At 34.4% G+C, this 18,891-nt stretch carries 16 protein-coding genes and 1 riboswitch; of the genes, 5 read left to right on the plus strand and 11 right to left on the minus strand.

All coding sequences use genetic code 11. From position 1 onward, the window contains the following. Window positions 1-81: 81 nt before the first annotated feature. Window positions 82-1,449 carry an allantoinase AllB gene (gene allB, locus JN168_RS12580; protein ID WP_229366840.1) on the minus strand — a complete coding sequence of 456 codons (1,368 nt, stop codon included), beginning with the start codon at window positions 1,447-1,449 and terminating at the stop codon, window positions 82-84. Then, window positions 1,439-2,929, minus strand: a complete 1,491-nt coding sequence (gene allW, locus JN168_RS12585; protein ID WP_229366839.1) for an allantoin permease — start codon at window positions 2,927-2,929, stop codon at window positions 1,439-1,441. Before allW ends, allB begins: the two co-directional genes overlap by 11 nt. A 308-nt stretch (window positions 2,930-3,237) precedes the next feature. On the opposite strand from allW, the gene JN168_RS12590 reads away from it, so the two are divergent. Then, window positions 3,238-4,857: a PucR family transcriptional regulator gene (locus JN168_RS12590; protein ID WP_042737582.1), complete on the plus strand. Its 1,620-nt coding sequence runs from the start codon at window positions 3,238-3,240 to the stop codon at window positions 4,855-4,857. Window positions 4,858-5,024: 167 nt separating this feature from the next. Here the strand turns inward: JN168_RS12590 and JN168_RS12595 are convergent, their stop codons facing one another. Continuing rightward, window positions 5,025-5,549 (minus strand): GrpB family protein, encoded by a 525-nt coding sequence (locus JN168_RS12595; RefSeq protein ID WP_042737583.1) that lies wholly within the window; start codon window positions 5,547-5,549, stop codon window positions 5,025-5,027. Between the two features lie 213 nt (window positions 5,550-5,762). Here JN168_RS12595 and JN168_RS12600 point away from each other — a divergent pair, with 213 nt between their 5' ends. After that, window positions 5,763-7,178 carry an MDR family MFS transporter gene (locus tag JN168_RS12600; protein ID WP_042737584.1) on the plus strand — a complete coding sequence of 472 codons (1,416 nt, stop codon included), beginning with the start codon at window positions 5,763-5,765 and terminating at the stop codon, window positions 7,176-7,178. 67 nt (window positions 7,179-7,245) lie between these two features. On the opposite strand, the gene JN168_RS12605 is transcribed toward JN168_RS12600, so the two are convergent. Next, window positions 7,246-8,142, minus strand: a complete 897-nt coding sequence (locus tag JN168_RS12605) for a LysR family transcriptional regulator (RefSeq protein ID WP_042737585.1) — start codon at window positions 8,140-8,142, stop codon at window positions 7,246-7,248. 113 nt (window positions 8,143-8,255) lie between these two features. Here JN168_RS12605 and JN168_RS12610 point away from each other — a divergent pair, with 113 nt between their 5' ends. After that, window positions 8,256-9,434 (plus strand): MFS transporter, encoded by a 1,179-nt coding sequence (locus tag JN168_RS12610; RefSeq protein WP_042737586.1) that lies wholly within the window; start codon window positions 8,256-8,258, stop codon window positions 9,432-9,434. 47 nt (window positions 9,435-9,481) lie between these two features. On the opposite strand, the gene cspD is transcribed toward JN168_RS12610, so the two are convergent. Then, on the minus strand, window positions 9,482-9,682 hold the full coding sequence (cspD, locus tag JN168_RS12615; RefSeq protein WP_042737587.1) for a cold-shock protein CspD: 201 nt from the start codon (window positions 9,680-9,682) through the stop codon (window positions 9,482-9,484). A 299-nt stretch (window positions 9,683-9,981) separates the two neighbouring features. Beyond that, complete coding sequence (locus JN168_RS12620) at window positions 9,982-10,548, minus strand: PepSY domain-containing protein (protein ID WP_279525939.1); 567 nt, start codon at window positions 10,546-10,548, stop codon at window positions 9,982-9,984. A gap of 263 nt (window positions 10,549-10,811) precedes the next feature. Between JN168_RS12620 and JN168_RS12625 the strand changes: the two genes are divergently transcribed. Then, window positions 10,812-11,411, plus strand: coding sequence for a hypothetical protein (locus JN168_RS12625; protein WP_042737589.1), 600 nt, complete (start codon window positions 10,812-10,814; stop codon window positions 11,409-11,411). A 153-nt stretch (window positions 11,412-11,564) separates the two neighbouring features. Next, complete coding sequence (locus JN168_RS12630; RefSeq protein WP_042737590.1) at window positions 11,565-12,458, plus strand: ABC transporter substrate-binding protein; 894 nt, start codon at window positions 11,565-11,567, stop codon at window positions 12,456-12,458. Window positions 12,459-12,564: 106 nt separating this feature from the next. On the opposite strand, the gene JN168_RS12635 is transcribed toward JN168_RS12630, so the two are convergent. The 5 genes from JN168_RS12635 to xpt form a co-directional block, all read right to left on the minus strand. After that, a complete protein-coding gene (locus JN168_RS12635; protein ID WP_232155327.1) occupies window positions 12,565-13,077 on the minus strand; it encodes a YagU family protein in 513 nt (170 codons plus the stop codon). A 389-nt stretch (window positions 13,078-13,466) separates the two neighbouring features. Next, on the minus strand, window positions 13,467-15,008 hold the full coding sequence (gene guaA, locus JN168_RS12640) for a glutamine-hydrolyzing GMP synthase (RefSeq protein ID WP_042737592.1): 1,542 nt from the start codon (window positions 15,006-15,008) through the stop codon (window positions 13,467-13,469). 20 nt (window positions 15,009-15,028) lie between these two features. Beyond that, window positions 15,029-16,495: an IMP dehydrogenase gene (guaB, locus tag JN168_RS12645; RefSeq protein ID WP_042737593.1), complete on the minus strand. Its 1,467-nt coding sequence runs from the start codon at window positions 16,493-16,495 to the stop codon at window positions 15,029-15,031. A 37-nt stretch (window positions 16,496-16,532) separates the two neighbouring features. After that, window positions 16,533-17,801 carry a xanthine permease PbuX gene (gene pbuX, locus JN168_RS12650; RefSeq protein ID WP_042737594.1) on the minus strand — a complete coding sequence of 423 codons (1,269 nt, stop codon included), beginning with the start codon at window positions 17,799-17,801 and terminating at the stop codon, window positions 16,533-16,535. Beyond that, entirely contained in the window at window positions 17,798-18,379 is a 582-nt protein-coding gene (gene xpt / locus JN168_RS12655) for a xanthine phosphoribosyltransferase (RefSeq protein ID WP_042737595.1), read from the minus strand. Before xpt ends, pbuX begins: the two co-directional genes overlap by 4 nt. A gap of 241 nt (window positions 18,380-18,620) precedes the next feature. Further along, a riboswitch (purine riboswitch) is annotated at window positions 18,621-18,723 on the minus strand. Window positions 18,724-18,891 lie beyond the last annotated feature (168 nt).

Raw genomic sequence — 18,891 nt, forward strand, 5'->3', positions numbered from 1 at the left:
ATCAACAGCAATGTAATGTATACAAAAAATCCTTTAATACCCACACATATTGTGTGTCATTAAAGGATTTTTCACTACATATTAATAATTAATGAAACGACCGCTTCTGATATCTGCGACACCTGTTTCTTGATTATAAATCTCTTGACCTCTTAATATTGTTCGAGTCACTTGTGCTCCAATTTCTCTACCAAGATATGGGCTCATTTTATTACGATATTCTAAATCTGCTTCTGTCAAAGTATAAGGTGAATCAGGTTTGATAAATACAAAGTCTGCATCTTTACCAATTTCGATACTACCCTTATCATACATTCCAAAGCGTTTTGCTGGTTCAGTGGCAATAATTTCTGCGAAACGTTTCAAAGTCATATTACGTTTTTGTACACCTTCATCATAGAGTACATCGACATTATTTTGTAAGCCTGCAATGCCACCCCATGCTTCAAAGGCATTATCAGTTGCTTTCAAGTCTGGTGTACACGGTGAATGATCTGATGTAACAAATCCGATATCACCATTTAATACACGATTCCACATACCTTCAAGACGTGATTTTTCACGGATTGGTGGAGAGCATTTTACTACAGGACCAATATCATCTAACTCCTCTTTATAGAAGTAAAGGTAATGTGTACATGTTTCACAGGTAATATCAACACCTTCTTGCTGTGCTTTAACAACCTCATCTACACCTTCTTCACATGCAACGTGAACAATATGCACACGACAACCTGTTTCTTTCGCAAATAAGATAATTTTACGGATTGGTTCAACTTCAGTAAATACTGGTCTTGTGTCTACATAAGCACTCAATGTTGTTTCGCCATTTTCTTTAGCAATTTGTCCTAAACGATCTGTAATGGCCGCATTCTCAGAATGAATTGATAAGATTTTTCCTGTCTTAGCAATTTGTTTCATTCCTTCATACAATGAATAATCATCTACATCTTGGAAGTCTCCTTCAATAGAACGGTCTCCACAAGTAGCAATAAACGCTTTATAACCAATGACACCTGCTTCGTCCAACTCTTGAATACCACCATTTAAATTGTATGGCACTAACCCACCATAACTTGCCACGTCTACTGCAAGTTCATCCTTACCTGCCTCAAATTTCACTTCAATAGAAGCTTTATCTGTTGTCGCTGGTACTTGGTTTAACGGCATTTCGATAAATGAAGTTACCCCACCTTTAGCAGCGGCTTTAGTTCCAGTTTCATAACCTTCCCAACCATCACGATATCCACCACCTGGTTCAGTAATATGCACATGTGCATCGACCATACCTGGAGATACTATTTGATTTTCGGCATCGATGACTTTCGTAGCCTCGCCTAAGTCATGTCCAATTGCAGCTATTTTTCCATCTTTAACTCCTACCTCGACATTTTGCTCTCCATTTTCTAAAATTACTAAACCATTTTTGATAATTAAATCAAACTTCATTATACTTCACTCCTTCTTTTTCTTTAGAAAATACCTTTAATAAATAGTGCAAAATAATATAAATCACACTAGAAATTATGAAACCGATAAACCATGAAAAATCAGAAATAACCTTAAATGCTGGTAAAAATCCTAATAATGAAATTACGACACCAACAATAGTTGCTATATATGCTGAAATGTTAATACGTTGAATATTGATTTCTTTATCAAACATATCAAAATACAATTCTTCTAAATTAATTTGACATCGTGTCACAAGGTAGAAGTGCACAATCATCACACCTGCTACCGGACCTAAAAATGCCCCGATTGCATTTAGAAATACTACAATACTGCCTTCATTTTCCATCATCTTCCAAGGCATAATAAGTACACTTGCTACACAAGCAATAATGACGCCTCTACGGTAATTCACAATCTTAGGCATCAATGCACTCAATTGATACGCTGCCGGAATAATATTACTTGTCGCATTAGTTGAAATCGTAGTCATCAACAATACACCCGTAGCAATAAGTATTGCCCAGAAATTGCTCCATTCATTGATGATAGTTAAAATATTCCATTCTTGATGTCCAAGATAAATAGAACCACCAATGATAATAAAGACACTCGCAAACGCAAAGAGAACATGCGCTACAACAATACCTGATATTTGACCGATCACTTGCGCTTTAGTAGATTTTGCATTTTGTGTAAAATCTGCAACGCTGGAACCAGGACCAGCCCATACACCTAACAACGAGTTAAATATCAAGAAGAATGATAAGATTGCTGGATAAAGTATGCCATCTGTCTTAGTCGAAATATCATAATTTAGGATATTGCTGACGCCACCCGAAACAGTGATGCCCCATATCGCCATGCCTCCAAACACGATGTATATTAATGGGTTTAAAATGGCTGTGAATTTATTAAGAATCTCACCACCACCAAAGCCAATTGCAAAGCTAATTGCCCAGAATATAAGGAAAGCGATCAATGCTGGAATTGTAATTCCTAAAATTGTCATCCCATGTCCAATATCATTAAAACCTGGAAAGATCTTATTTAATAAAATATGTAACGCTTGCGAACCAGCAAATGTTTGTAAGCCAAACCATGCAATACCAGCAATCACACCACGTAATACGCCTGGCAGTTTCGCACCGACATCACCATATGTAGAACGTAATTGCATAGAAAAAGGTATGCCATATTTAGAACCGGCATATCCATTTGCGACTAATAGTAATGCGATAAAGAAAGAACTAAAGATTAATGCAATGATGACTTGCAATGGCGATAAACCAATTAATAAAAACCCTCCAACCGCTGTATAATTCGGTATATTATGCACGGCACCCATCCACAAAGTAAAAAAGTTGAATGCGGAATTGTTTCTTTGTGCCGGCGTCTTCGGTATGATGTCTTTGTTGTAACCGCGCTTTTCGAAAAAGCTTTGGTCATGCGACGTAGCCTTCCCCACTGTTCCCATTATTTAAAACTCCTTTGCTATAATAAACTTATAACTTTTTTGTATAATGCTTTATTAATAGTTTATATCTAGTGTAAGCGTTTTTCTTTGTTGACTATGACATATCTTCTAACAAAAATTATATATTTCGAACAAAAAAGTGTATAATTCATAATATATAGAGTTATTTTTATCTCATTTACTAATGTTATTAATATGTGATATTTTCTTATAAATATACTATATTATTACTTTTTTCACAGAGAAACGCAATTATTTTTGCAAATTTTCTAAAAATTTTAACTACTATGGAGACGGAGGTAAGCACATTGACTACACTTAAAGAAATTCTATCCGTTCCTCAATTTAAAGGCTTAGAACTTATAAATAAAAATGGGGACTTGTCGTCTGAGGTTACCAATTTAGATATAACTGAGAACAACGATATTAAAAATTTCACGTCAGAAAATTCATTTATATTAACAACTGGCGTTTTATTCCAAGAGAGTCAAGCAGGCTTAAAGAGATTAATCAAAGATTTAAATGACATACACACGGCAGGACTGGGAATTAAAGTTTCTAGGTTTCTACACGAAATAGATCCAGAAGTTATTGCATATGCGGATGAACTCGGATTCCCATTAATTGAAATACCAGAGGGATGGAATTTAGGAGAAATTACACATGAAATTTCCTCATTTATTTCTGATTCAGAAACAGGAAAATTAAATTATGCTTTGCACATTCAACAAGAACTAAATCAATTGTTGATTAAAGGATTCAGTATCAAATCGATGATAGAACGTATGAGTAAATTATTAGGTGTTCCAATCATTTTATTTGATCCCTTCAAAGTACCAGAAGCGGTCAGTCATCATTACCAACAAAACAAAAAATTGACTCGCGCGCATATTAACTATTTTCATAATCATTATCACGAATACCTAGAACAAGATAAAAATAAGCAAGTATTCGAAAATAAAGATCATATTATCTTTAAAGTATTAGGCTATACTTATTTCCCTTATTACCTTATGGTCTCTCAAGTCGACAAATTGTCCTATCCGTTTAGTCTATTGACGATCGAACAGGTTGTAAGCGTGTTAAGTTTTGCTTTATATAAAAATACTAAAATTGAAGAAGCTGAACAAAATGACATTAATCGCTTTTTCGAGTCACTTGTCAATAATCGGTCGGATCAAGCATTATCTATCAAAAAACATGCGGACTTATTACAGCAATATCACATATATCGCTCTAATTATTATCAAATTATTATTTGTGCCATTGATTCGGAGAATACATTAGAGAATAGTTACTATATAAATGAGCGTCAACAACTCACACTGCATTGGCTTAAGCATAAACTGACAGACATCGATTCCTATACAAGTATTTATAGATTACCGAGTAACGATCGATTCGCAATATTATTACAAAGCAAGCATCAATATTATTATGATTATTTACAACAAATACAACAAGAATATCCTAAGCATTTTGACGGTAATATCTCCTTTGGTATCGGTAATGAGGTCACTGAATTCACCCAACTGGCATCTTCATTTTTCGAAGCAAATGAAGCTTACGAAAATGCCTTATTAAATAATCAACGCGAATTTATATCTGACTATCATTCAAAGGATATCAAAGAGTTACTTCAACTGATTCCTAAAGAGAAACTACAACCCTTTGTAAAACACACGCTTGGACCACTAAGTCATCCTTCAACTAAGAAGGATTCAGAACTTAAACAAACATTACAAGTCTACATGGATAGCCAATGCGACATTACAAAGACAGCAGAAAAAATTTATATCCATCGTAATACAGTGAAATACAGGATTAATAAATGTAGTAATATGATTGGTACCAATATCGAGGATCCAATTCATTCCTTAAATATCAGAATTGCATTATATGTTTCTGAAATCATGGACTTTGAATAGTGTAGCTAACACGGCGTTACTCTCAAAACTCGAAGTATGTAACTCGTTTAAATGTGCCTATGTTGCAATATTTAGACATCTCCCTACTTCAAATAACTTCATAATTAATATCCTGAAATCAATTAAAGCACCAGTAGTCGACCTGTAAATCTCGCTTTTACAAGTAGCTACTGGTGCTTGTTGTTATACCACTGTAACGCCATAGATTCTAAGCGTTTCATATACGCATCTTTACTTTGACAATAACCTTCGCTATCAAATCTGAATGACTTCGCCAATTTTCGCTTTAATTCACCATAATGTTCAGCCATATTGTCATGCGCCAATAAATAGTCTCTTACAGCCAAATGTCGTTCAATTTGCGCCCGTTCGGATTTAGGAAATACATGGACATGATGCGTTCTTTGGTCTCCACCCTTTATAAAGAATCTACGGTTTTTAATACCATTTTCACCTTTTGCAGCGTATCCCAATTCAAACATCCCTTGGTTATAATGATCTACCGCTTTAATATTATTAACTACAACCAATATATCAATGATGGGTTTTGCGTATAAATTGGGTACGGATGTACTACCAATATGATATATATCAACGACTTCATTGTTAAACAACTTTGCTAATTGCACCTGCTCCCTACTAAATGCTTCTTTCCAAGCAACATCATAAGGCATCACTTCTATTGTTCTCATGTTCCTTACTCCTTATCTACGCTCTATACAATATAACTACTGTACTTCGATTACTATATCCCCTGTTTTCATCACTATTACGCTTAATTTGTTTATATTTTTAAAAAGAATATATTCAAATGAATTTAGATTTTATAAACAAATGGTTTGCTTTGCTAACTTAAATTCGTTACTATTTATTGTTGGGATGTTATAAAAGGAGATGTATTTGTAATGTCGGAGATTGCTTTATCGAGTAAAAAGAGAAATACGATTATTTTAGTTATGCTGAGTAGTGCATTTGTAGCAATGCTTAACCAAACACTACTGAACACAGCTTTACCTGCAATTATTACAGGTTTAAAAATAACTGAAACAACTGCTCAATGGCTTATTACGGGATTTATGTTAGTTAATGGGATTATGATTCCGTTAACAGCATTTCTAATGGACCGATTCCATACTAGACCACTCTATATATTCTCTATGAGTGCTTTCTTGATTGGATCTATTATTGCTGCATTATCACCATCGTTTGGGTTACTCATGTTTGCACGTGTTATCCAAGCTATAGGTGCAGGTATACTATTACCACTGATGCAGTTTACCGTCTTCACGTTATTCCCAGCTGAAAAACGTGGATTCGCAATGGGGCTCACTGGTATCGTAGCCCAATCCGCACCAGCAATCGGACCAACTTTAACAGGATTTTTAATTGATTCATTTAGTTGGAGAGCGCCATTCCTTGTAGTCGCTACAATCGCTTTGATTGCATTTATCATTGGTGCTATTTTTGTCGAAAGTAATAATGAAACTAAATTAACGAAATTAGATAAAACTTCAGTTGTTTATTCAACATTTGGGTTTGGTTTAATGCTCTATGCATTTAGTAGTGCCGGTAACCTTGGATTTTCTTCTCCGATTGTCATCATTTCGTTAATTCTCGGTATAATTATTGTCGGTGTATTTGTATCTAGACAAATTCGTATCGACAATCCTTTATTGAATATGCGCGTGTTTGCTAATCGAACATTTTCATTATCTGCATTCTCGTCAATGGTATTATTTATCGGAATTGTGGGACCCGCTTTATTAATACCAATGTATATTCAAACTGGTTTAGGCTTATCAGCTATATTATCTGGACTAGTTATCTTACCTGGTGCTGTCGTAAATGCATTTATGTCAGTATACACCGGCAAGATATTTGATAAATATGGTTTGAAAGTACTTGCTATACCTGGTTTTATTTTATTAATTATTATGACTATCTTACATTGTTTCTTAACTGTAGATACACCATATTGGTATGTGGTAGTCATTTATGCCGTAAGAATGTTCGCAGTAGCATTGATTATTATGCCTTTAAATACAATCGGCATTAATGCTTTAGATACTAAAAATATTTCACACGGTACTGCTATCATGAATTCATTAAGAATTATCGCTGGCGCTATTGGTACTGCGATAATGATTACAATTATGGCTATCGTTAGAACAAATTATGCCAACCATGCTACACAACAATCCAAGACTGAAATCATGCAACATGCAACAGTACTCGGTGTAGATGCAGCCTTTGCATTCACTACAGTATTGTTGATTATTGGTTTTGTTTTAACTTTAATGATTCGTACTCAAAAAAGATAACATTGCGTCATAATACTAGCACCCTTACGCTATTACGGGCACGTAAGGGTGTTTTTTATATTAATATTTAATTATCTTTACAAACAGCAGTCGCTCTATCTAAGAACAATTGCGCCGCTTTGGAAAAGGTATGATCCTTACGCCATACAATATTATGTTTAGCCTCTAACACTGGATATAATGGAATAAAGCAAAGATCATTCTCCTCGGATGTATCGATTAAATTTTCCAATGAAATTGCATGACCAATGTTTGCCTTGACCATCAAACCAGCATTGAATGCCAAGTTGAACGTTGCTACAACATTCGCTTCATCGTAACTGTCACCAAGCCAATCTAAAAACTCATTATTAGGTATCGTTTGGTCAATCGCCTGTCTCGAACAAATAAGTGGTTCATTACTAAGTACTTTTCTTTCAATTTGTTTATAGTGCGCAAATTTACTATTCCTTTGCGTAATTAGTCCCCACCTATCCGAAGAAGGTAAATTCAATGCCTCATACTTATTTAAATTCGCAGGTTGAATTAAGATACCAAAGTCTAACAATCCCCTATCTAAACGATACTCAATGTCTTCTGCATTCCCACTATAAATATGAAAATACACATTAGGGTATTCCTGTTGAATCTCTTTAAATATCTCAGCAATAATTTGTATTCCAATCGTTTCACCACACCCAACATAAACATTACCTTCAATTTGTTTATCGATATATTTAAACTCGTCTTGCAACTTTTGCGACATATCCAACAACTCTTGAGCACGTTGCTTCAATAACACACCTGCTTCAGTTATATGAATATGATGGTTACTTCTGGTAAATAACTTAACGCCCAATTCTTCCTCTAAATCTTTAATCTGTCTAGAGAGTGTAGGTTGCGTTATATGCAATGAGTTTGCAGCTCTAGTAATACTTTCTTCCTTTGCTACTGTAACGAAATAGAATAAAGTTCTTAAATCCATTTTGAACCTCCTGTTATGTTAATTAAGCATATCTAGACATAGTTATTAAGTAATTGTTATAACTCATTATACACATTACACTACTGATAACAATTATTTTAGGAGTGACAATATTGAACAATAATAGACTAATTATCTTCATTCTGACTTTAGGTGTCTTTGGTATTTTAAATACTGAAATGGGTTTTATTGGACTGATCCCCAATATTGGAACACAATTTAATGTATCAACCTCTACTGCGGGATGGCTTGTATCAGCATTCGCAATTGGCATCGCTATTTCCGGTCCTATCATGCCATTAGTAATGTCAAAATTAGAACGTAAAAGTATTATGCTACTTGTCCTAGCTATTTTTGTTGTCAGTAATGTGATCTCTATATTTACTACAAGTTTCACCATACTACTGATTGCCAGAATTATTCCGGCCATATTCCATCCGGTTTATATAGCCTTAGCATTTTCTGTAGCTGCCGATTCTGTTGAAAGGAAAGATGCTCCAAAAGCTGTGTCACGTGTATTTATAGGCGTCTCTGCTGGTATGGTAATCGGCGTACCTATCGTCAATTTCTTGGCATCTCAATTTTCATTAGCAATCGCAATGTCCTTCTTTGCAGTCATCAACATTATAGTCTTGATTATGACTTTAAACTTTATTCCAAAAATGGCCAACAACAAAACTGCATCTTACGGTAGTCAATTACAAATGTTAAGGCGACCGTTAACTTGGATTTCCATCATCGTTTCATTGTTATTTAATGCTGGGATATTTGGTGTTTATAGCTATCTCACAGATTTCTTAAATAACGTAACAGGCGCAACACATTACATCGCATCTATCGCACTCTTTATATATGGTGCAGCAAATATAATTGGTAATATATTAAGTGGAAAATTATTAACTACCATTCCACAGAAAGCTATATTTGGCCTACCCTTTACCTTAATTATTATTTATAGCGCAATGTTTGTATTTGGTTCTCTACTCATTCCAATGTTCATATTGACATTAATATGGGGGATTGTTGCAGGCATATCCTCTAACATAACACAATATATTGTCACTAGCGCAGCACCTGACGCACCAGATTTATCAAATGGCATTTTCCTATCCGCAGTTAACCTTGGCACAACAGTTGGTACATTTATTGGAGGTGTGTTTATCAGTACGTTAGGTTCAAATTATGTATTACTTGTTGGAATTCTAGCAAGCATACTAAGTATTTACTTAGTTACCGTGAGAAACCAAAAATATACAGCCAGTGCTGATTCATTTACTGAACTTCAAACTTAAAAAAGTACAAAAAAAAGACGAGCAATGCTCGTCTTTTTTATCCGTTATTATAATTTAACAACGTTAGCTGCTTGAGGACCGCGGTCGCCATCAACGATTTCGAATTCAACAGCTTGTCCTTCTTCTAATGATTTGTAGCCTTCTTGAGCGATAGCTGAGAAGTGTACGAATACGTCGTTTCCACCTTCAACTTCGATAAAACCAAAACCTTTTTCTGCGTTAAACCATTTAACTGTACCGTTATTCATATTAAATTCCTCCATGTGCTTTTGCACGAATATTCGTAATCTGTCTTAAAAAATCAAAAGGAGTAAATTCAAAAGAATAAAACTACAAATCAATTTCACGAACTAAATTACTTAATTACTATTATAAAGATAGTAGTTCCATTTGTACACCTTTTTCGGATAATAAATTTTAAATTTTAATCAGTAGGTTTATTATATTGCATTAAACGATATAATTTTTAAAGTGACACTTATCGTTAGAAATTAATAATTCAATGCATAAAGCCTTGTTATATACAGTTTATTATTATTTGAAAGACTTAATTATCTGTTTCGTTTTGTAATACTTTACCATTTTTAGCATCTACTGTAATTTCATGTGTTTCTTGATCTTTACTTAAATCCATATCATAAACGAGCTGTCCATCATCTTTAGCGAGAGACCATTCTCTAATCTCACCATCAAATTCCTTTTGTCCTTTTTTAATAGCTTTTTTATAATCTATTACATCATCATAATGAAATGCTTCTCGTTTATCAATATCATTCTCTTTTTCGCTTTCTTTATGAAGCACTTTACCATTACTATCGGCGATCACCACTTCAGATTCTTCATTTTGCCCTTGTTGTTCCACCTTATAACTCCACTTGCCATTACTTTTTTCAAATGATATACCTTTTAAGTCTTGATTAGTATAAGTTTGCTGCGCCTTTTTAATGGCATCTGTAGGGTTGGTCTTTACCTTGTTAATAGTAATAACTTTGTCACTCGTTCCTTTATTGCCCCCTGTTGCTTCGTCCTTATCCTCTTTGCTTTCATCACTGTTACCACAAGCTACTAATAATACACTCGTTAAAACAATTCCAGATATATACTTCAACTTCATATCAAAACCTCCTTGAATTCATTAATTATTAAATTCCCGAAATATAAATTAGAAAACAATGCAAAAATATATTTTTCTTATTCAACCACAAAAACATATAAAACATACTTTTCAACAAAATAATTAAGTATAAGAATAAGTTATCAATATTCATCTAATAATAACTTAAATCAGTTATTATATTTTGCGCAATTTAGATATTATTATTTAAGTAGACAAAATACATAGATATTATCAAAAAATTGAATAGCGGAGGATATTTCATGGACGAAAAAAAGGCAGGAATCTTTGGCTGTCTTGGATGTTTAGGTTGCTTTGGGTTAATCATTTTAATCATCGTATTGTTTAGCGGTTGTGCAATGATTATTGATAAAACCCAAAATAATGATTCAGATACCGAAGATAAGAAAACACACAAAGTTGATAAAGATAAAAAGCACAAAGATAAGAAAAATGACGATGATCAGCAAGATGCAAATACGATGGAAAGCGAAAGTACAGAAAATACAGAAGCAAGTGATGAAAGTACCAACGAAAATGATAATGATACAGACAAAACGTCATCATCTCATAATAATGCTTCAAACCAATCTAATACACAAAAAGCTAACTCACAATCATCATCAACCAATGAATCTAATGCTGCATACGCTGATCCAGATGCAGATGTTGATGTCGATGCTCCAGAAAAAAATGATATACCTAGCACACCAAATGTTAATTCATCGAATAACAATTCAAACAATAATTCAAATAATAATTCTGGTGTCGATACGCCTAAACCAGGTGAGATTACTTCAGGAATGCCTGGTTACGATGCAAGTCGTGATCGAGACAAAGACGGTATTATTAATGAAAAATAATTTACACTTTTCAGAGACTACAACAAATGTGGTCTCTTTTTTATTACAATACAATAGAAAAATTAATAGTATTTTTAAAATTCAAATTGATAATGATTCCCAATTAATTCATAATTGATGTTAAGAAAAATATAGAATAAAAGGAATGATTATATGAAGAAGTACATCTTCTTATTTATAGCTGTATTACTCGTACTCACTGGATGCAGCCAAGACAAGTCAACATCCTCAAAGGACACAAAAACCTTTGAAACAAAATCGGGAGAAAAGGTTAAGATTCCTAAAAATCCAAAGCGTGTCGTCGTATTAACTTCAAATGGCGGAAACTTCAAAGATCTAGGTGTAACACCCGTTGGCATCGATGCAGATTTTCCCAAATCAAAGTATGTTAATGAAAAAGGGTCTAAACGTGTTGGTTCAGAAGATGTAGAAAGTGTCGCAAAACTCAAACCGGATTTAATTTTAACTTATGACGTTAATACTAAAATCAAGAAATATAAAAAGATAGCTCCGACCATTCCTATCAAATACACCGATTACTCTTATAAAGAAATGCACTTAGCAATTGGTAAGATTTTAAACAAAGAACAAAAAGCGAAAGATCAAATTAAAGATTTAGAAAATCAGTTACAGCAAGATGGACAAGATATCAAACAAAAAATTGGTAAAAACAAAACATTTACAGTTATGGAAATTCAGCCAAAACAACTATCCATTTTCGGTGAAAATTTCGGTAGAGGTACACCGATTATCTACCAAGAATATAAGTTTCCTTTCCCGAAAGGTGCCAAAGATGGCTTAGCTAAAAATGGCTTTAAAAAAATTCCTTATGAACAATACAATAAATATGCAGCTGATTACGTCTTGATTCCAACTGATTCTGGCAAAGCTGAAAGCAATGATTTCACAAAATCTGAACTATGGAAAAATCAAGAAGCATATAAAAACAAACATGTTTATTATTATTCAAAGGATGAAGCAACATATTCAAACCCAACTTCATTAGAAAAACTATCTAGTCACTTTAAAGATATGTTGACACACTAGCCTAAATATCTATCTTCAATTATATATAACTATATACTTTCGCAAAAAACGTCAATTTCTATTACAACAGAAATTGACGTTTTTTAGTTAGCGATATTTAATATGATTATTTTTCAATAAAAGCCTTATTTTTATAAACAAAATATCTTCTCACAAATTCAATAACCATCATCCAAACGATATGGCCGAATAACTCAGATAAGTGTTCATGCAAAGGCTGTTGTAATGCATTAGGCACCACACCCATCAAAGGCATAATAATCAAATGAAATGCAATCCAAACTATGATACCAAATACAGCACCATAACCCATTGCCACCTTTGTAGAATAATTCACGAGTATCGCATAAATGAGCGCAAATGCAATAGCAAAACTAAAATGTATAATAAAACTCACCCAAGGCATTGATTGCTCAGAGAATTGATATGTTGAATGTGTAAAATCAGAACTGAAACCAAAATGTTGCAACAATTCCTGTGGTGGATTTGTAGCATTACGTTCTGGTGTTCTTGGTGGAAACATAACTTCCCAACCAAACTTAACGATGCCAGATAATACCCCACCCACAAGTGCAACATACACAATTTGAATAAGGGATAATTTATTTTTTCCTTTCATAAATACATCCTCCTTATATTATTTCTACAACAAAATTTTACCAAAGCAAATTTATTCAATTCAATATGATTTAGATTGTGAATATTAATATTTTGTGAACATTTTCACATTAAAAGAGTAGATGTTTTTTTTTCGTGATACTTTCGCTAAAATTAAAAGTTCATATAATTACTGACATAGGAGACTGACCCAATTGCAGATGATTTAAATACTTTAATTTTAACCCCAACTTATAAAGTGAAATTGTACATTACTAAACTTAACTTAACTCATTTATTGATTACATCAATTTTTAGACTGAACGTATTCAAAACGTATTCAAGGCAAAATAAAAAGAGCTAGAAAGTGCATAACAGCAACATTTCTAACTCTTTTTAAATGCTTATCTATTATTCCCACTCGATTGTGCTTGGTGGCTTAGAAGTAATATCATAGACTACTCGGTTTACGTGGTCTACTTCGTTTACGATTCTGCTTGAAATCTTTTGTAAGACTTCCCAATCGATACGCGCAAAATCACTTGTCATACCATCAATAGAAGTTACGGCACGAATACCCACTGTGTGGTCATACGTACGGTAGTCTCCCATTACACCTACTGATTGGATACCCGGTAATACTGTAAAGTATTGCCAAATGTCACGTTCAAGACCTTCCTCACGAATGACTTGTCGTAAAATCGCATCTGATTCACGGACGATTTCTAGTTTATCCTCAGTAATTTCTCCAAGTACACGGATACCTAAACCTGGACCTGGGAACGGTTGTCTCCAAACTAAATGTTCTGGAATACCTAATTCAATACCTAATTCACGCACTTCGTCTTTAAACAATGTGTTGATTGGCTCGATTAATTGGAATTCCATATCTTCTGGTAATCCACCAACATTGTGGTGAGATTTAATTGTTTGTGCAGTCTTAGTTCCTGATTCAATTACATCTGTGTATAATGTACCTTGCGCTAAGAAATCAACACCTTGTAATTTAGATGCTTCATCATCAAAGACGTAGACAAATTCATTACCGATGATTTTACGTTTTTGTTCTGGATCAGAAACACCTTGCAATTTGCTCATGAAACGATCTTGTGCATTTACACGAATAATATTCATGTTGAAACCTTCACCGAATTGTTCCATAACCATGTCGCCTTCGCCCTTACGTAATAAACCGTGGTCAACGAAGATACATGTCAATTGATCACCAATTGCTTTGTGTAATAATACTGCAACTACTGATGAATCCACGCCACCGCTCATTGCACAAAGTACTTTACGGTCTCCTACTTGGGCACGAATCTTTTCAATTTCAATTTCAATAAAGTTTTCCATTGACCATTCACCAGTACAATCACAAACGCGACGCACAAAGTTACGTAATAAATCATTACCGTATTCTGTATGACGTACTTCAGGGTGGAATTGTACGCCGTAAATGCGACGTGATTTATCTTCGATAGCAGCATAATTTGTGCTAGGGCTATCAGCGATCACTTCGAATCCTTCAGGAATTTCGATTACTTTATCCGAATGACTCATCCAAACGTTTTGCTCTTCAGGTAAACCAAAGAATAACTCGTCTGTCTTAGCATTAATTACAGCTTTACCATATTCACGTTCATTGGCACGCTCAACTTTACCACCTAGTAATTTAGTAGTTAGCTGCATACCATAACAAATACCTAAAATAGGTACACCTAAATTATAAATTTCAGGATCGATTGTAAATGAATTTTCTTCATATACTGAATTTGGTCCACCAGAAAGGATAATACCTTTAGGATTTAAACGTTTTATTTCTTCAATACTAATTTCATGATCGTGTAACTCACTGTATACACCCATTTCACGAATACGTCGTGTAATCAATTGGTTGTATTGGCTACCAAAGTCTAAAACAAGTATCAATTCTTGCTCTTTCGCCATTTCCATAACTTTAAATCTCCTTTAACTTAGAATGAATAATTTGGTGATTCTTTTGTAATTTGAACGTCATGTGGATGACTTTCTGCTAAACCAGCAGGTCCCATGCGTGTAAATTGAGCTTCTTCTCTTAATGATTCTAAGTTTGCTGAACCAGTATAGCCCATACCAGATCTTACGCCACCCATTAATTGATAAACTGTATCTTGTAAAGGTCCTTTATATGCAATACGGCCTTCGATGCCTTCTGGAACGAATTTTTTAGGTGTTTTGTCTTCTTGGAAGTAACGGTCATTTGAACCACTTTCCATGGCACCTAATGAGCCCATGCCACGATATACTTTATATTGTCTACCTTGGAAAATTTCTGTTTCTCCTGGGCTTTCTTCTGTACCAGCCAATAAGCTTCCTAGCATAACAGCGTGTCCACCTGCAGCTAATGCTTTAATAATATCACCTGAGAATTTAATTCCACCATCTGCGATAATCGCTTTACCATGTTTACGTGCTTCTGTAGCACAATCATAGATTGCTGTAATTTGAGGTACACCAACACCAGCAACAACACGTGTTGTACAGATTGATCCAGGACCAATACCAACTTTAACCACGTCTGCACCAGCTTCGTATAACGCTTTAGTTCCTGCTGCAGTCGCTACGTTACCTGCTATTAATGTAACTTGTGGGAATTTTTCTTTAATGTGTTTTACTTGGTTTAATACGCCTTTAGAGTGACCATGTGCAGTATCGATAACAAGTGCGTCAACGCCTGCCTCTACTAATTTCTGTGCACGGATATCTGTATCTTTCGCAATACCAATTGCTGCTGCAACTAAGAGTCTACCGTGAGCATCTTTAGCTGAGTTAGGGAACTCGAGTACTTTCTCGATATCTTTAATTGTAATTAAACCTTCTAGGCGTCCATTTTCAACTAATGGTAACTTTTCAATTTTGTGTTGTTGTAGTAACTCTTCTGCTTCGTCCAATGTCGTACCAACTGGCGCAGTTACTAAATCTTCTTTAGTCATTACGTCAGAAATTTTAATTGAAAAATCTTCGATAAAGCGTAAGTCACGATTTGTGATAATACCTACGAATTGTCTATCCGTTGTATTATTAACGATAGGTACACCAGAGATGCGATATTTACCCATCAATGCCTCCGCTTCATAAACACTTTCCTCAGGAGTTAAATAAAATGGATTAGTGATGACACCATTTTCAGAACGCTTAACTTTTTGTACTTCGTCTGCTTGATCTTCGATATTCATATTTTTATGAATAACGCCTAAACCACCTTGACGCGCCATTGCTATAGCCATTTTTGATTCAGTTACCGTATCCATACCTGCAGATAATACGGGTATATTTAATTTTACACCTTCTGATAATTGCACACTTAAATCTACCTCTTTTGGTAACACATCAGATTCCGCTGGTAACAATAACACATCATCAAATGTTAGTGATTCTTTTTCAAATTTATTTTCCCACATACTCGTACAGCCTCCTAATATTTGTTTTATAGTTACATTATTCCATAACTTCTGACTTTTGTTGATACTTTATGCCATTAAAAAAGAAATTCAAAACAATCGCCGAAACTGCTCCAAGTACAATACCATTCTGGGTTAACCAAGCGAAGTTATCACCTAGTGCTTTAAATGCTTGTGGTACTGCACTTATACCCGTTCCTAGTCCAACTGATACAGCAATAATCAATAAATTATTTTGATTCTTAAAATTAATATTACCTAATATACTAACACCATATGCCATGACCATGCCAAACATAGCTATCATCGCACCGCCTAATACTGGAAGTGGAATCATATTAGCCATTGCGCCTATTTTGGGAATACATCCACAAACAAGCAACATAATGACCATGCCATAAATCACATTATTCTTCTTCGCCCCTGATAAAGATACGAGTCCGACGTTTTGTGAATAAGCCGTATAAGGAAATGCATTGAAGATAGAGCCTAAAATAATTGCAATACCTTCTGCTGTATAACCCTTTCTAAAATCTTTACGTTCTAACTGCTTACCAGTGATTTCACTCAAAGCGTGATATACACCAGTAGATTCAATTAAACTGACTAGTGCGACGATAAAGAATACTAATGTCGCACCAAAATCAAAACTAAATGTCGAAAATCTAAAGGGTTGTGGCAATGCAAACCAATGCGCATCACCCACTTGTTTCACATCTACGACACCAAAGAATGATGCGAGTACTGTCCCAACAATCAAACCAATTAATATGGCGATGGATTTCATAAATCCTGTCGTCAATCTTTGTACGACAAGTATAACGATTAATGTCGTCACTCCTAAGATGATGTTTTTAGCATCTCCATAATTTTTAGCACCTTCTCCACCTGCTAAATAGTTCATAGCAACTGGCATTAAATTAATACCAATAATCGTTACTACACTGCCCGTTACTACTGGTGGGAAGAATTTAACTAAATAAGAGAAAAACGGAGCAATAATGACTACTAATATCCCTGACAGGAATAATGAGCCATATAAATCGCCAATACCTTTCGTTTGTCCGATTAGGATCATTGGTGCCACTGCGGTGAAAGTACAACCTAATACAATCGGTAAGCCTGTCCCTGTACCTTTCCACACTTGTAAGAATGTTGCTAATCCACACATAAAGATGTCTACTGTGACTAGAAATGCGATTTGTTCTGGTGTAAAATCCAAACTCGTACCCACGATAATCGGAACTAATATCGCACCAGCATACATCGCTAATAAATGTTGAAGACTTAAGATAAATGTCTTCATGCCTCGTCACCTACGAATGTCACTTCGTTACCCTTTAATGACGCAACTTTACATAATGACGATACCGTTAATCCTGCTTGTTCTAAACGTTCTCTACCTGGTTGGAAACTCTTTTCAATGACAATACCAACACCAACTGTCTTAGCTTGCGCTTGTTCAACAATCTCATTTAGCCCTAGTGATGCATCACCATTTGCTAAGAAATCATCAATGATTAGCACTCGATCATCTTCATTTAAAAACTCATTAGACACAATGACCGTGCTTGTAGTGTTTTTAGTAAATGAATGAATTGAAGCTTGGTAAACATCTTGAGTCAATGTACTTGGCTTTGCTTTTTTAGCAAATAGACAAGGTACATCAAAATGTAAAGCTGCCATAATTGCTGGTGCTATACCAGATGCTTCAATCGTTAAAATTTTTGTGATACCTTCTTCTTTGAATTGTTCGTAAAAGGTCTGCCCCACACTATGCATTAACTTAGCGTCAATTTGATGATTTAAAAACCCATCTACTTTAAGGATTTTTTCATCAATGACTACGCCGTCATCTGCAACCTTCTGTTTTAACAAATCCACTCAAAAAACCTCCTCATTTTGTATACAAAAAAAATCCTAAACTAACTTAGTTTCAGGATCTATGAGTGAACGTGCAATACCAAAAGAAGCCATTCTCCATCTTATAACGATTACGCGCTAACTTGGTTCCTTACATCCATTTCCCTTTTCATAAAAATGTAAGGTCGTATTAATCGTAATGTCATTATTATTTTAGCTTTAGCAACCGCAAAGGCATAAAACAATATGAATTTTAGTCTCGTGTATTGTATAGGTTACTCATAGTCACATCGTTCATGGCGACATGGTAGAAACTTCTAAAGCCGTATCCTTTAGATTATATGAGTTAGATAAATTATTAACTGATAATAGCAAATTTCACGATTATTTTCAATATGTCATTTTATGTAATCGTTTTTATATAATTATCCTATTAAAACTACAACAGTATGTGAAAGCGTTTCATAATTCACCTAAATAGTAATTGTCAGTACTATCACGTAGTTATATAATAATAGTATATTCGTTTTATT

This window comes from Staphylococcus gallinarum (genome assembly GCF_029774255.1).
Classification (GTDB): Bacteria; Bacillota; Bacilli; order Staphylococcales; family Staphylococcaceae; genus Staphylococcus; species Staphylococcus gallinarum.

What these genes read in the sequence shown, in the direction of transcription:
- allB (WP_229366840.1), bottom strand. Translation starts at nt 1,449, where the DNA reads ATGAAGTTTGATTTAATTATCAAAAATGGTTTAGTAATTTTAGAAAAT.
- allW (WP_229366839.1), bottom strand. Translation starts at nt 2,929, where the DNA reads ATGGGAACAGTGGGGAAGGCTACGTCGCATGACCAAAGCTTTTTCGAA.
- JN168_RS12595 (WP_042737583.1), bottom strand. Translation starts at nt 5,549, where the DNA reads ATGAGAACAATAGAAGTGATGCCTTATGATGTTGCTTGGAAAGAAGCA.
- JN168_RS12600 (WP_042737584.1), top strand. Translation starts at nt 5,763, where the DNA reads ATGTCGGAGATTGCTTTATCGAGTAAAAAGAGAAATACGATTATTTTA.
- JN168_RS12605 (WP_042737585.1), bottom strand. Translation starts at nt 8,142, where the DNA reads ATGGATTTAAGAACTTTATTCTATTTCGTTACAGTAGCAAAGGAAGAA.
- cspD (WP_042737587.1), bottom strand. Translation starts at nt 9,682, where the DNA reads ATGAATAACGGTACAGTTAAATGGTTTAACGCAGAAAAAGGTTTTGGT.
- JN168_RS12620 (WP_279525939.1), bottom strand. Translation starts at nt 10,548, where the DNA reads ATGAAGTTGAAGTATATATCTGGAATTGTTTTAACGAGTGTATTATTA.
- JN168_RS12625 (WP_042737589.1), top strand. Translation starts at nt 10,812, where the DNA reads ATGGACGAAAAAAAGGCAGGAATCTTTGGCTGTCTTGGATGTTTAGGT.
- JN168_RS12630 (WP_042737590.1), top strand. Translation starts at nt 11,565, where the DNA reads ATGAAGAAGTACATCTTCTTATTTATAGCTGTATTACTCGTACTCACT.
- JN168_RS12635 (WP_232155327.1), bottom strand. Translation starts at nt 13,077, where the DNA reads ATGAAAGGAAAAAATAAATTATCCCTTATTCAAATTGTGTATGTTGCA.
- guaA (WP_042737592.1), bottom strand. Translation starts at nt 15,008, where the DNA reads ATGGAAATGGCGAAAGAGCAAGAATTGATACTTGTTTTAGACTTTGGT.
- guaB (WP_042737593.1), bottom strand. Translation starts at nt 16,495, where the DNA reads ATGTGGGAAAATAAATTTGAAAAAGAATCACTAACATTTGATGATGTG.
- pbuX (WP_042737594.1), bottom strand. Translation starts at nt 17,801, where the DNA reads ATGAAGACATTTATCTTAAGTCTTCAACATTTATTAGCGATGTATGCT.